The sequence below is a fragment of the Prosthecobacter sp. Pr1 genome (assembly GCF_057652315.1).
In genome coordinates, this window is the sequence record NZ_JBYFBS010000003.1 from 318,256 (window position 1) to 332,122 (window position 13,867).

The following is a 13,867-nucleotide window of genomic DNA, read 5'->3' on the forward strand; positions in this document are numbered from 1 at the left end:
GCTACCGCTTTCGCAAGCCGGACCAGCATACACCCACCACAAGCCCTCCGAACGCCACAGCCCCCACACGCCAAAATCCCTCATCATCCACAAGCTACCCAGCGCCGTTCCGTAGTCCCGGCTTCAGCCGGTTCCGGTTCAGCAAATGCGAAGCATGAAGCCCCTCACCGCCCCACTTCCATCAGCGTCGGCAGCTTGTGCAGCGGCGTAAACTCCCCGCTCGCTCCCGCCGCCGGTTTCGTCGCCTGCGGATTGCTCGACTTCAAAAACCGAAACAGCTCGCTCTCCGTCGTAAAAATCATCGTCGTATCCGCCGTGATCAGCTGCTTGTACGTCTCCATCGTCTTCAAAAACTCAAACAGCTGCGCAGCTTCCGGCGTCTGGTTGTACGCCTTCGCATAAATCTCCGTCGCCTTCGCATCCGCAGTGCCTTCCATCTCCTGCACCTTGCGGTACGCTTCAGACTCGATCGTCGCCAGATCACGCTCACGCTCACCGTTGATCTTCGCCGCCTCGCCTTCGCCTTCCGCACGGTGCAGCTTGGCAATCTGCTCACGCTCGGAAATCATCCGCTGGTGGATCGACTGGCTCACCGAAGGATCGTAGTCGATGCGCTTGAAGCGCACATCCAGCAGCCGGATGCCATACCCCTCGATCTTCGGAACCGCATTCTTCAGCACCTCCGCCTCAAGTTCCACACGTCCGTAAATGATCGGCGGCAGCACACCCAGGCGTGAATCCGCACTCGAAGGCGCGCTGCCCGTCGTGGTCGTGTTGGCCACATCACGGATCGCCTTGCGGTCCTTCGTCGTGCGCACCGCTTCGATGAAGTCATGCTTCGCGATCACGATGCGCGTCTCGCTCGCCAGAATGTCATCCAGCCGCGACAGCGCACGGCGCTCGTCCGTCAGCTGGCGGAAAAACACCAGCGGGTCGCTGATCTCCCAGCGCCCAAACACATCCACCACCACGATGACCTTGTCCTTTGTCGTCATGTTGGCCGATGGCCCGTCCCATTCCAGCACCCGTTTGTCCAGTCGGTTCACCGTCTGTACAAACGGCGTCTTCCAGTGCAGTCCGGCCTTGAGGATCGACTCTCCCACCGGCTTGCCAAACTGCGTGATCACCACCTGCTCCGTCTCGCTCACGGTGTACAAACCGGAGCTCGCCACGATCCCCAGCGCGAGGACAATTATCAAAACAAGAGAAGCTTTCATCGTGTGGCAGGGGCAGAGTTGGTTTGCGGTTCCGCCTGGCGGAGATTCATGAGCGGTAGAAATGAGGAGGCCTTGTCATCCAAAATGATCTTGCCCGGCACTTGCGACAGCACTTCTCCCATCGTTTCCAAATACAGGCGCTTCTTCGTCACCTCCGGCGCCTTCAGGTACTCCGCCAGCACAGCCTTGAAACGAGCCGCATCACCCTCTGCTTCATTCACGCGCTTGGCCGCATAGCCCTCAGCACCCTTGATCTTCTGCTCCGCTTCACCACGCGCCTTGGGGATGATCTGGTAATAATTCCCGCTCGCCGTGTTGATCGCAGACTCCTTCTCCTGCTTCGCACGGTTCACATCGCTGAAGCTCGCCTGCACATCCGCCGGCGGGTTGATGTTCCCCAGCTGGATCTGGTCAATCCGCACACCCATGTTCAGCGTCGCCACCAGTTCGCGCAGGCGTTCAGCACATCGGGTCTCCATTTCCTGACGCCCAATCGTCAGCACCTCATCCACCGTTCGGTCACCCACCACCTCGCGCATCACCGCTTGGGAAAGATCACGCAGCGTAGGCACCGGCTCACGAAAATTAAACACATACGCCACCGGATCACTGATGTGGTACTGTACCACCCATTCCACCAGCGCCGTGTTCAGGTCGCCGGTCACCATCGTCTTTTCCTCCTCCTGATCTCGAGTGTCCGAATACTGATACGGATTGGTCGCCCCCTGCGTGCCAAAGCCAAACTCCAGCTTCTGTTGCCGTAAAATCTCCACCAGCGTGATCTGGTCGATGCCCCACGGCAGCTTGAAGTGCAGCCCCGGCGTCTCCGTTTTCAAGTAACCGCCAAACCGCTGCACCACCGCCACCGACTCCGCCGGCACCTGATACACCCCCGAGAAAATGCCGACCGCCAGAAACAGTCCGATCAGCCCCGTGAGGATCAGGCGCGGGTTGAAGCTTATCTGCGGCGCATTCGCAAAAGGTCGTATCTCACTCATGCGGTGAGGCTACTGCATTCCTCGGTCGCGGCAAAGCCTACTTCATTCCAAAGTCCGCCACATATTGTTCCACGATCACTTTCAGCTCCGGCGGCCTCGGCAGGCCAATCGCTTCCGCCCGCGCCCCATCCACCTGCTGCGGCCAGTTGTCCACGATCCCCTGAATCCGCGCATCAAACGCATCCACAATCGGCCCCAGCGTGATCCCGCGTTCCGCCGCCACTTCCTGGATCACCTTCTCCGCAATGTTCGGCGTCACCCGGTGTGCCGGCAGCACATACGCCCGGTCCTTGCCCAGTTTCTCCTCCGCCACTTCACTCAAATAGATGAACGAATCAATCACCGTCCGGTACCCCGTCATCGGATGCGGCTGATCCCGCCGGATCGGCAGCATGCACGCCTCACCATTGAGCGGCTCACGAAACATCCCGCTCGCCCAGCTTGATGCCGCCGCATTCGGCTTGCCCGGCCGCACGATCACCGTCGGCAGCCTCACGCTGCGCCCGTCAAAGTGGCCTTTGCGCGTGTGGTCGTTCACCATCATCTCGCACATCGCCTTCGTCATGCCGTAGGTCGTCTGCGGCAGTTGCTTGGTCATATCAGACATCAGCTGAGACATGTCGATGCCGCCATAAACCGCCACGCTGCTCGCAAACACCACCCGTGGCCGCCCTTCCGCCGCACGCGCCGCCTCAAACACATTGCGCCCGCCCTCCAGATTCACCCGCATCGCATCATCAAATCTCTCCTCACACTCCCCGCTCACCATCGAGGCCAGGTGAAAGATCACGTCAAACTTCGCTCCCGTCGCCGCCAGCACCGTCGCCCGGTCGCCAATGTCACCCTTCACATGCTTCACCCGCGCATCCGTCGGCTCCCCACGAAAAAACGCATCCAGCAGCACCATCTCCGTGATCGCCTTGCCGCACCACGTGCCGCGTTCCAAAAGTTTCTGCGCAAGTTGGGAGCCAAGGAAGCCGCCGCCGCCGGTGATGATGATTTTCATGGTTGAGTAGGGAAGGGTTTGCCATCAGGCACCGCCTGATGTGAGTTCGCCCCGACATGAGCAAGCCTCTCACAGGACACAAGATCGGATTCGTCGGACTCGGCAACATGGGCCGCGCCAATGCACGCCACCTCCATGAAGCCGGAGCCGACGTCGTCGTCTGGAATCGCAGCCCCGCCCCCGCAGAGGCCGCCGTCGCCCTCGGCATGCGCCGCGCCTCCTCCCTCCCCGAGCTCGCCCGTGAGATCGGCCCCGGCATCATCTGCATCAATCTCACCATGACCGACGTCGTCGAAGCCGTCGTCTTCGGCCCCGGCGGCCTCATCGAAGGCCTGCACCCAGACGCCCTCATCATCGACTTCGGCACCACCGGCGTCCCCGAGACCAAAAAATGGGCCGAACGCGTCAACTGGGTAGACTCCCCCGTCTCCGGCGGTCAGGTCGGCGCCGAGGCCGCCACCCTCACCATCATGGCCGGCGGCAGCGACGCCAATTTCCAACGCGCCCTCCCCATCTTCCAGGCCGTCGGCAAAAACATCACCCACCTCGGCCCCGTCGGCAGCGGGCAGGTCACCAAATTGGCAAATCAGCTCATCGTCGCCCAGACCATCGACGCCGTCGCCCAGGCCCTCCGCCTCGCCGAACTCTCCGGCGTCGATCCCGCCCTTGTCCGTAAAGCCCTCCTCGGCGGCTTCGCCGAAAGCCGCATCCTCGATCTCCACGGCGACCGCATGGTCCGCCGCGACTTCGCCCCCGGCGGCCGCGCCACCCTCCAGCTCAAAGACGTCCGCCTCATGTCCCAGCTCGCCGACTCCGTCGGCCTCGACTCCCCCACATTAAAAAACTCCCTCGCCCAGTGGGAAAAATTCGTCCACGAAAAACACCTCGGCGACCTCGACCACAGCGGCCTCTTCCGCCTCTACGAGTAAAGCGAACAACTATTCAGGGAAGTGGAAGAGGCATGCGGCAAAACTGACATCAGAAGCGACTTGGAAGAAATCCAGTCAAGAGTTCAGCAAGAAGCGGAGTAATGGCGCTTTCGACTCCGGTATAAATTCAAAGCGTTCCAACGCGAATCCCCTCTCCCCGTCCCAGCCTTCATAGCTCAAGACACCCTTCGGGGAGAGGCCGGGTGAGGGGTGGAACAAAGTTTTGTTTAGCCGCCATCGCGTGACTCCCCAAGAACCTGAATAGTCACCTTCCAAGTTTGCCCCAAAAAACACGACCCCGATGCTGCTCGAATCCATAACAGTCTTCCTCGGCCCTCGCGCCACCGACGACTCCGTCGCCATCTGGCGCGTCTGCGTCGCGAATCATTGGCCCGTCCACCGCATCCAAGCCTGGCGCGTCCCAGGCGAACTGCGCTCCATTCAAACAAACGTCATCATCTACGGCGAACCTCTCTTTGCCGAAGCCGTCGCCGACCAAATGGAACTCGCCCTTCTGGAACCCTCCATCGACTGGCTCACCACCGTCCCTCAAAAATACCTCTCACGTCAGATCGAGTTCATGACTCTCGGCAGCGCGCGCCTCTTGAACTCACCGGCCTTCGTAAAACCAGCCGACGGCAAGATCTTCGATCCCAAAGTTTACGCCACAGGCCACGACCTCCCATCTGAAGACAACGTTGATCAAGACATCCCCGTCCTCCGCTCCGGCATCATGGACTTCCTCCTTGAAGTCCGTTGCTTCGTCTTGGATCGCAAGCTCATGACCATGAGCCCCTACTGGAGGGAAGGGGCGCTCGCCCGTTCCGCTGACGGCCAATGGCCCTTCCTCTTCCATGAAGAAGCCGAAGCTCGCTCCTTCGCAGAAAGCATCCTGTCAGACCCCACCGTCCCACTGCCACCCGCTTGCACCCTGGACCTCGGCAAAACCAGCGATGGCATTTGGGCCGTCATCGAGTCAAACCCATGCTGGGGTGCCGGCCTCTACGGCTGCGACCCTTCCCAGGTACTCCAGACCATTCGCGCCGCGATTCTACCAAAATCAAAAGTCACCACGTCACATCGAACGTGGATTTCAAAACGCAGGACTGCCTTAGCTTAGAGCGAACTTGCAAGCCCGCTCCCATGTGAAAATCCAGAACGCCCTGGCAGGTCTCCTTCTGGTTTCCGTGTATTCAGTGTATTCCGTGGTTAAAAACTCTGCTCCCTCTGCCTCTCCGCCCCTCTGCGGCTAAATCGAACGTCCCTGCCATCTTGCCTTCGCACCCCTCACGAATGCATCACCTGCCCCCCATCAATATTGATCGTCTGCCCGGTGATGTTCTTCGCATGATCTGACGCCAGAAACGTCGCCATCGCCGCATACTCCTCCGGCATCTGCCAGCGCCCCAGATGCGACACCTTCTTGATCTTCTCCGCCGCCCACTCATCAAAGCTCCGCCGCTCTGAATCCGGCAGCTTCTTCTGCCCCGCTGCCCAGATCGACTGATTCAGCTCCGTCTTCACCATCCCCGGTGCCAGCGCATTCACCCGCACATTGTGCGGCCCCAGATCCTTCGCCGCGCACTGCGTAAAGTTAATCAGCGCCGCCTTCGAAGCACTGTACGGCGGATCCGTCTGCGATCCCATCTGCCCCGCCACCGAAACCAGAAACAGCATCGATCCCCCGCCGCTCTCGATCAGCCTCGGCGCAAACGCATGCGCCACATTCACCGCGCCAATGAGGTTCACCTCCAGCACCCGCGCCCAGTCGCCGGGCTCCAGATTCCAAAACGGAAACCCAAACTTGCCCGACCCAATGCCCACACAAAACACCACGTGTTTCACACTCTCAAACTCATCCGCAAAAGCCTTCACCCCCTCATAGCTTGCCACATCCCCCGCAGTCACAAACTCTGCCGTCTTCTCCCGGTCAAACCCCCGCACCGCGCATCCCTCCGCCACAAACCCGTCCGCAATCGCCCGCCCAATGCCACGCGCCGCTCCAAACACAGCAACCGACTGCCCTTCAAGATTCAAATTCATCCCCCCACTATGAAACGCACTCCCTGCTTGTGCAAAGCTCACCTGCAGGAATGACACGCGGTTAAGAAGGTGTTTGGAATCGGGCATTCACGCGAACGCCGCAGCGCTTTTGGACTGCGGTCGCGCAGATGCAAGGCGCAAGCCTGCATCGGAGCTACCGCTTTCGCGGGGTGAAAAGGGTCCTCCGTCCTCAGCCCACCGTTCGGCCTGCGAAAACGTCAGCCCGCCCATGCTTGCCTATCCCTCGTCGCCTCGGCGAAAACGGAAGCCCGAATCAGTTCCGTCCCATTCCCTTGCTAAAATCAAAGCTCCCTCACGCTCTATCTCATAAAGCCGCCCATCCCCCCGAGTTCTCGGGGTCCCGCAAGGAACCCCCGCCTCAATCAGTAAATCCTATCCGCACCTTTCCCCGCAATCTCTTCACAGCCACATGAAACTCCCCGCCCTCTCCGGCTGCTCCGGCTTCCGCCAGATGAATCTCCACCGCCGCGAAGCCATGCGCATCGGCTTCTGCAGCGCCCTCGGCCTCAGCATGGCCGATCTCCTCAAGCACGAAGCCCGCGCCACCGTCGAGCCCGGCTTCTTCAAAGAAGGCAAAGCCAAAAGCATCATCCATCTCCATCTCCCCGGCGGCATGGCCCAGCAGGAATCCTGGGATCCCAAGCCCGAAGCTCCCACCGAATATCGCGGTGCCTTCGGCGTGGCCAAAACCAACACCGGCGAAGTCTTCAGCGAGAACTTCACCCGCCTCTCCAAAGTCGCCGACAAGCTCACCATCGTCCGCTCCGTCACCGGCAAGATCCCCGATCACCAGCAGGCCACCTACCACCTCTACACCGGCTACACCCCCACCACCGTCATCGACTACCCGCAGATGGGCAGCGTCGTCTCCCATCTCATGGGCGTGCGCCAGGGCATGCCCCCCTACGTCGCCATCCCCTCAATGCGCGGCTTTGAGGGCGGCACCGGCTTCCTCAGCAGCAAGTACGGCCCCTTCCAGCTCAACGCCGACCCCGGTGCCAAAGGCGAGTTCAAAGTCCGCGACTTCAGCATCCCCGACGGCGTCTCCATGCAGCAGTTCGAACGCCGCAAAGCCGCCCGCGACATCGTCGAAGGCCAGCTCCGCAAACTCGATGCCGACATCGACAAGGTGAACACCATGGATGATTTCTACAAAAGCGCCTACTCCCTCCTCACCTCCGACGCCGCCCGCAAAGCCTTCTCCCTTGCCGATGAAAACGACGCCACGCGCGATCTCTACGGCCGCGGCTACGAGCTAAAACAAAAAGCCCCCGCCGCCGTCGGCGAGCGCCTCCTGCTCGCCCGCCGCCTCGTCGAATCCGGCGTGCGTTTCGTCAGCGTCAATTACGGCTCCTGGGACTCGCACGTGGACATCAAAGGCACCTGCACCGAATTCATGCCCGCCCTCGACCACGCCACCTCCGGCCTCATCACCGATCTCGATCAGCGCGGCATGCTCGACAGCACCCTCGTCATGGTCACCACCGAGTTCGGCCGCACACCCAAGGTGAACATGAGCAATGGCCGCGACCACTGGGCCCGCGTCTACTCCATGCTCCTCGCCGGCGGCGGCATCACCCGCGGCCAGATCTACGGCGCCTCAGACGCCACCTCCGCCGAGCCTGCTCGCGATGAAGTGAAACTCGAAGACTTCCTCGCCACCGTTTACAACCAGCTCGGCATCGACTCCAACGAAGAGCTCATGGCCTTCGGTGGCACCCGCCCCATCGAAATCGTCAAAGACGGCAAAGTCGTCAAAGGCATCATCTCCTAACCGACATGAGACTTTTCACCGCCCTCATGGGTTCAGCATGCCTGCTCACCTCGGCCTTCGCAGGCCCCATGGTGCATCACATCGAGTTTGTCACGCCCCGCGCAGGCCAGCGCGGCACCACGGTCGAAGTCACCATTGAAGGTGCCTTCATCAAAGAGGCGCGTGAGATCCTCTTCTATCGCCCCGGCATCCGCTGCATCGAACTCAAAAGCCTGCCCTCACTGCCCCAGCCACGCAGCACCATCCACGGCGGTTTCATTGAGGACAGCGTTCAGGCAAAGCTTCAGATCGACTCCGACAGCCCGCTCGGACTGCACCCCTTCAAGCTGCGCACCGCCACCGAGCTCACCACCCTCAGCACCTTCGCGGTGACGCGCTTTCCCATCGTCAAAGAAGCGCAGGAAGACCAGCCCGTACCGATGAACAGCGCAGTGCTCGGCCGCATGGACACAAATCAAGTCGGTGACGTCGATGTCTATCGCGTCACCGGCCGCAAAGGCGATCACCTTTCCGTGGAAGTCGATTCCGTGTGGCTCACGGAGAAATTTTACGCCGGGTCCGAGTTCGATCTCACCGTGCGCATTCTGGATCCGACCGGCAAAGAACTCACCCGCAATGACGACAGCGCCCTGCACCTGCAAGACCCTGTGCTCAGCACCATTCTCCCTGCCGATGGCGAATACCGCGTCGAGGTCAAACAGCGCGTCTTCAATTCGGGCGGCAACTGCTACTACCTCGCGCACATCGGCTCAAATCATCGCCCCCTCGCCGTGTATCCCGCCGGTGGCATGAAAGGCGAAAAACTTGCCGCCACTCTTCTCGGCGATCCCACAGGCGATGAAGCCATCCATGTCACGCTCCCCGCACAAGCTGGCGACTTCGCCTTCAACGACACCTTGCCCTCGCCGCTGCTGATGCGTGTGAGTGACTTCCCCAATGTGCTCGAAAACAAAAATGCCGATGAAACCACCGTCAGTGCCCTCCCTGCTGCTTTGAACGGCCGCATCGAAGCCGCCAATGATGCCGACACCTTCCGCGTCAAAACCAAAGCCGGCGACCGCTGGCGCGTGCGCGTGTTTGCACGGTCATTCGGCACCCCGCTCGATCCACGGCTCACGATCCGCAAAGCCGATGCCGAATCCGACGACATCACCGCTGATGACTCGACGCTTCCCGATCGCGATCTCTGGGCCATGTCCCGCCAGATTCAGCGGAAGGAACTCATGGACCCGGCGGTCGTTTGGGAACCGAAAACCGATGGCGACTACCTCATCAGCATCACCGACATGCGCGGCCTCGGCGATCCCACTTCCGTTTATCGCATCGAAGTCGAGCCCGTCCGCGATGAGATCAACACCTTCATCCAGGCGCGCGTCATCGACATGGTCGAATGTCCACGCCTCACCAGCATCGCCGTGCCGCAAGGGGGCCGGTGGACGGTGAATGTGAATCTCATCGATGCCCCCGGCAGTCGCTACAAAGGCGAACTCGATCTTGTCGTGCATGGCCTGCCCAAAGGCGTGCGCATGATCGCTCCGCGTCTGCTCGCCGGTCAGCGTCAGGTGCCGGTTCAGTTCATTGCCGACGCCAGCACCAAGCCACAGACCGCCCTCATCTCCATCACCTGCAAAGCCACCGATGGCACCCCGCTGCTCAGCCGCTCCCAGCAGTCCTTCCCCTTCCTCGGCCACAGCGGTGGTCACGCCTGGCATTCCTTCGTCGTCAATGACTATGCTTTTGCCGTCACGGAGCCCACACCTTATCAAATCGATGTCGATCAGCCGACCATCCCGCTTTCTCAAAACGGTGAACTCACGCTGCCGGTCAAAATCACCCGCCAGCCCGGCTTTGATGAAGCCATCGAGCATCAGTTCGACTGGGTTCCCCCCGGTGTCGAAGGCGAGCCCACACTCACCATTCCCGCAGGAAAAAACGCAGGCGCTCTGCGCTTAAGCGCCAGCACCTCGGCCGTGCCCGGCACCTATCGCCTCGCCATGACCGCCTCCACCGCAGGCGGCTCCTATTACCTCGGCGCGGGTCGCATCCGCGCCTCCAGCGCCTTCATCGACATCACCATCGCTCAGCCCTACATCGCCCTGAAGAGCAATCCCACCGCCGTCCGTCGCGGCGAAAAAGCCCAGGTCATCTGGGACATCGAACACAAGAAACCCTTCGAAGGCCATGCCACCGCCACCCTCCTCGGCCTCCCCAAAGGTGTCACCGTCATCAACACCCCCAAGCTCAAGTCCGGCGACAAACACCTCACCTTCGAAATCTCCGCCACCACCGAAGCCCTCCTCGGCCAGTACAAAGAACTCAGCTGCGAAATCACCGTCACCGAACGCAACCAGCAAATCCGCCAGCGCACCGGCAAAGCCATCCTCCGCGTCGACCCCGCCCTGCAACAAGCCGCCCTGAAATAGCCCCCTCGGATTAGGCAAAGGAATGTTTTGGCAATGGAATGACTGAACTTTGCAGAACAGATCTCTTATTTCACTTCATGCCGATTACCTGCGCCATACCCATCGCCAATCTGACGCGCGACGAGTTCATCGAGCGAGATGAACTCATCATGAAATGCGCCTACGCCACGCAGAACAAACTGGGCCGCTTATGCGACGAGCAAGTGTACGAAAATGAACTGGCAGAACGTCTCCGCGCTGCGGGAATGATGAACGTTAGAACTCAAGTGCCACTCCGTGTCACACACGGCCCCTTCATCAAAGAATACCGCCTCGACCTCGTGGCCAATGACGCCGTCTACGAGCTGAAAACCGTCACTCAGTTTAATCTCGCCCACGACGCACAGGTTTTCAATTACGCCATGTGCCTCGGCATCAGCTGCATCAAATTGCTGAACTTTCGAGACAGCCGTGTCAATGGGAAGCTACGCATGGTGCCCGTCACCCCAGTCCAGCGGCACGCTTGTAAAATCAACTCGAGTGGCTGGCAGCCGCTTTCGCCAAGATGTCATCTTTTCAAGGAGCAGCTCACAAACCTCATTGATGATCTGGGCGGTTATCTCGAAGCCTGCCTCTACTCGGAGGCCTTGTCATGCATTCTGCCTGCTCCAGAAACTCGCCTCATTGTCACCAGTAACGGCATCGCTCTCGGCACCCACGCGTTGCCCATGCTCGATGAACACATCGCCTTTCACGTAAGTTCCTACACGGGCTACCTCGGACACCAGCTCCCACACCTCCAGCGGCTCCTGGCCACCCTCCCGCTCAAGTGTCTCCACTGGATCAACTTCAACCGTCAAGACATCACCCTGACCACCTTGATCAAATAGACCATTCTTCCGCGCCCAACCCCAATTCTGGATCATTCCTCTGCCAATACATTCCTTTGCCTAAATAAGACCTTTCTTGCTGGCCCTGCCACTGCCTTTCCCTGGCAGCCAGTGACCCCATTCTCTCCCGGCAAAACTCACCCCTGCCAAAAATGAAACCTCTCTTCCTCGCCCTGCTGCTTTCGTTCACAGTGAATGCAGAGGACGTCCCCAGCTTCCGCCGAGACGTCATGCCCATCCTCTTCCGCTCCGGTTGCAACCAGGGCACCTGCCATGGCTCCGCTCGTGGCAAGGACGGCTTCATGCTCTCCCTCTTCGGCTACGATGCCAAGGGCGACTACTACCGCATCACCCAGGAAATGGTCGGCCGCCGCGTGAATCTCGCCGCCCCCGAGCAAAGCCTCATGCTCCTCAAAGCCATCGGCAAAGTCCCCCACACCGGCGGCGAGCTCTTCAAGCCCGATACCAAATACTACCAGACCCTGCTCAACTGGATCGCCGCCGGCGCCCCCGACGACGCAGCATCCGTCCCCCAGCCTGTCGAAATCACCCTCGCACCCGAGCGCATCGTCTTCGAGGGCGGCAAAGGCACCCAGAAGACCACCGTCACCGCCCGCTACTCGGACGGCACCAAACGCGATGTCACCGACCTCGCCCTCTTCGCCAGCAACAATCCCTCCACCGCCAAGATCGACAAAAACGGCGTCGTCACCTCCACCGGCCGTGGCGACACCCACGTCTTCGCCCGCTTCAACCGCTTCACCATCGGCTCCGAAGTCATCGTGCTACCACAGGGCAAAAACTACCAATGGACCCATCCCGTCGCGAACAACTACATCGACGAAATCATCCACGACCGCCTTCAAAAGCTTCGCCTCCTCCCCTCCGAAATCTGCGATGACGAAACCTTCCTCCGTCGCGTCTTCCTGGATCTCAGCGGCGCTCTGCCCACCACCAAGGACTACCAGGAATTCATCGCGGACACGTCCAAAGACAAGCGCACCACCCTCATCGATCGCCTCCTAAAAAGCGACGGCTTCACCGATCTCTGGACGGACCTCTGGGCCGAAATGCTCCGCGTCAAAGGTGGCGGCTACGCACCCTCCGCCACCGATGTCAAAGCCGCCGACGTCTACTACGAATGGATCCACGATCAGATGGCAGAGAACCGTCCGCTCAATGAATTCGTCGCCGATCAAATCACCGGCACCGGCAGCAACATCAACAGCGGCCCCGCCAATCTCTACACCATGCTCGTCCATGATGTTCGAGTCACGCCCAAGAACCTCGCCGCCGACTTCTCCCAGCTCTTCACCGGCGTGCGCATCCAGTGCGCCGAATGCCACAACCATCCCTTCGACCGCTGGACCATGGACGACTACTACGGCTGGGTCAGCTTCTTCACCGGCATCCAGCGCAAGCTCGGCGTCGAGCCCCGCGAGTTCTATGTCTTCAACGACCTCTCCGCCGCACCCGCCAAACACCTCGTCGATGAGCGCCCCATGCTCCCCACCGTTCTCGGCGGCGAAACCAGCGTGCCCAAAGGCAAAGATCCTCGTCAGGCCCTCGCCGCTTGGCTCACTTCCCCAAAGAACGAGCTCTTCACCCGCAACCTCGCCAACCGCATCTGGTCACACTTCATGGGCCGCGGCTTGGTTGAACCCCTCGACGACATGCGCGTCAGCAATCCTCCCACCAACGGCCCCTTGCTCGATGCCCTTGCCCAGCACCTCGCCGACTCCAAGTTCAACCTCCGCGCCTTCATTCGCGACATCACCACCTCCCGTACCTACCAGCTCTCCGCTCAGCCCAACAAGACCAACGCCGACGACACCCGCCAGTTCTCCCGCGCCCAGCTCCGCCGCCTCCGCGCCGATGTCCTGCTCGATGCCATCGTCGAAGCCACCGATGGCGAACGCGGCTTCACCTATTTCCCGAAAGGCACCAAGGCCGTCCAGCACTACCCGCGCACCCCTGGCGACACCACCCACGCGATGACCGGCGATCCCTTCTTTGAAACCTTCGGCCGCGCCGGACGCGCCAGCGTCTGCGCCTGCGACACCAAACTCGAACCCACCCTCTCACAAACCCTCCACATGGTCGCTGGCGACACCGTCCAAAGCCAGGTCGGGGCAGGGAAGGTCATCGAAAAACACCTCAAAGCCGGCACACCGCCCGAAACCATCATTGAAGACCTCTACCTCCGCTCCCTCAGTCGCAAACCCAAGCCCGAAGAACTCAAAGCCCTCCTCGAACTCGTCGGCAGCGACACCAAAGACCGCAAGCCCTACCAGGACATCTTCTGGAGCCTCCTCAATTCCACCGAGTTCATCTTCAATCATTGATCCATGCGGAGTCTGTTTCCAAAAACCGTGCCATGCGCATTCCCAGCCCCAACGGGGCTGCGCATCATAGCGAAGGGTTGCCGAGCCTTGGCGAGGCTACCCTGGATCAGCATGCCATTGACCGGGAAGCAAACCCAAGACTCCGCCGCACACCACGCTTACCAGAAGCGTCTGCAACGAGCCCCGCTGCGGTAGAAGATCGCCGTCAGCTCCAGAGCTACCAATCCGCCCCCTCCAAACGC

General features: G+C 60.6%; 10 protein-coding genes. 6 read left to right on the forward strand and 4 right to left on the reverse strand.

The features are described 5' to 3' along the window. Window positions 1–164 precede the first annotated feature (164 nt). Genes hflC through AC24GY_RS06680 form a run of 3 tightly spaced genes read right to left on the reverse strand, consistent with a single transcriptional unit; the run spans window position 165 to window position 3,221 of the window. Window positions 165–1,217 carry a protease modulator HflC gene (hflC, locus tag AC24GY_RS06670; protein ID WP_487681374.1) on the reverse strand — a complete coding sequence of 351 codons (1,053 nt, stop codon included), beginning with the start codon at window positions 1,215–1,217 and terminating at the stop codon, window positions 165–167. Next, window positions 1,214–2,215, reverse strand: coding sequence for an FtsH protease activity modulator HflK (hflK, locus tag AC24GY_RS06675; RefSeq protein WP_487681376.1), 1,002 nt, complete (start codon window positions 2,213–2,215; stop codon window positions 1,214–1,216). The genes hflC and hflK overlap by 4 nt, the downstream gene beginning before the upstream one ends. Window positions 2,216–2,252: 37 nt before the next feature. Then, on the reverse strand, window positions 2,253–3,221 hold the full coding sequence (locus AC24GY_RS06680) for an NAD-dependent epimerase/dehydratase family protein (protein WP_487681378.1): 969 nt from the start codon (window positions 3,219–3,221) through the stop codon (window positions 2,253–2,255). Window positions 3,222–3,277: 56 nt separating this feature from the next. Here AC24GY_RS06680 and AC24GY_RS06685 point away from each other — a divergent pair, with 56 nt between their 5' ends. Together AC24GY_RS06685 and AC24GY_RS06690 are read left to right on the forward strand one after the other, a co-directional pair. Continuing rightward, window positions 3,278–4,150 (forward strand): NAD(P)-dependent oxidoreductase, encoded by an 873-nt coding sequence (locus AC24GY_RS06685; RefSeq protein WP_487681380.1) that lies wholly within the window; start codon window positions 3,278–3,280, stop codon window positions 4,148–4,150. A gap of 301 nt (window positions 4,151–4,451) precedes the next feature. After that, window positions 4,452–5,270, forward strand: a complete 819-nt coding sequence (locus AC24GY_RS06690; protein ID WP_487681382.1) for an ATP-grasp domain-containing protein — start codon at window positions 4,452–4,454, stop codon at window positions 5,268–5,270. Between the two features lie 167 nt (window positions 5,271–5,437). Here the strand turns inward: AC24GY_RS06690 and AC24GY_RS06695 are convergent, their stop codons facing one another. Next, the gene (locus AC24GY_RS06695; protein WP_487681384.1) at window positions 5,438–6,193 is read right to left on the reverse strand and encodes an SDR family NAD(P)-dependent oxidoreductase; all 756 of its coding nucleotides are present in this window, start codon (window positions 6,191–6,193) and stop codon (window positions 5,438–5,440) included. Window positions 6,194–6,623: 430 nt separating this feature from the next. Between AC24GY_RS06695 and AC24GY_RS06700 the strand changes: the two genes are divergently transcribed. The 4 genes from AC24GY_RS06700 (at window position 6,624) to AC24GY_RS06715 (ending at window position 13,625) form a co-directional block, all read left to right on the forward strand. Beyond that, entirely contained in the window at window positions 6,624–7,988 is a 1,365-nt protein-coding gene (locus AC24GY_RS06700) for a DUF1501 domain-containing protein (protein ID WP_487681386.1), read from the forward strand. Window positions 7,989–7,993: 5 nt separating this feature from the next. Continuing rightward, window positions 7,994–10,411: a serine protease gene (locus tag AC24GY_RS06705; protein WP_487681388.1), complete on the forward strand. Its 2,418-nt coding sequence runs from the start codon at window positions 7,994–7,996 to the stop codon at window positions 10,409–10,411. A gap of 77 nt (window positions 10,412–10,488) precedes the next feature. Next, the gene (locus tag AC24GY_RS06710) at window positions 10,489–11,280 is read left to right on the forward strand and encodes a GxxExxY protein (protein WP_487681390.1); all 792 of its coding nucleotides are present in this window, start codon (window positions 10,489–10,491) and stop codon (window positions 11,278–11,280) included. A 152-nt stretch (window positions 11,281–11,432) separates the two neighbouring features. After that, on the forward strand, window positions 11,433–13,625 hold the full coding sequence (locus AC24GY_RS06715; RefSeq protein WP_487681392.1) for a DUF1549 domain-containing protein: 2,193 nt from the start codon (window positions 11,433–11,435) through the stop codon (window positions 13,623–13,625). The last annotated feature ends 242 nt before the right edge of the window (window positions 13,626–13,867 follow it).

Excerpts from the sequence above, each read along its gene's own strand:
- AC24GY_RS06690 (WP_487681382.1), top strand. The coding sequence starts at position 4,452 with ATGCTGCTCGAATCCATAACAGTCTTCCTCGGCCCTCGCGCCACCGAC.
- AC24GY_RS06685 (WP_487681380.1), top strand. The coding sequence starts at position 3,278 with ATGAGCAAGCCTCTCACAGGACACAAGATCGGATTCGTCGGACTCGGC.
- AC24GY_RS06680 (WP_487681378.1), bottom strand. The coding sequence starts at position 3,221 with ATGAAAATCATCATCACCGGCGGCGGCGGCTTCCTTGGCTCCCAACTT.
- AC24GY_RS06710 (WP_487681390.1), top strand. The coding sequence starts at position 10,489 with ATGCCGATTACCTGCGCCATACCCATCGCCAATCTGACGCGCGACGAG.
- hflK (WP_487681376.1), bottom strand. The coding sequence starts at position 2,215 with ATGAGTGAGATACGACCTTTTGCGAATGCGCCGCAGATAAGCTTCAAC.
- AC24GY_RS06695 (WP_487681384.1), bottom strand. The coding sequence starts at position 6,193 with ATGAATTTGAATCTTGAAGGGCAGTCGGTTGCTGTGTTTGGAGCGGCG.
- hflC (WP_487681374.1), bottom strand. The coding sequence starts at position 1,217 with ATGAAAGCTTCTCTTGTTTTGATAATTGTCCTCGCGCTGGGGATCGTG.
- AC24GY_RS06715 (WP_487681392.1), top strand. The coding sequence starts at position 11,433 with ATGAAACCTCTCTTCCTCGCCCTGCTGCTTTCGTTCACAGTGAATGCA.
- AC24GY_RS06700 (WP_487681386.1), top strand. The coding sequence starts at position 6,624 with ATGAAACTCCCCGCCCTCTCCGGCTGCTCCGGCTTCCGCCAGATGAAT.
- AC24GY_RS06705 (WP_487681388.1), top strand. The coding sequence starts at position 7,994 with ATGAGACTTTTCACCGCCCTCATGGGTTCAGCATGCCTGCTCACCTCG.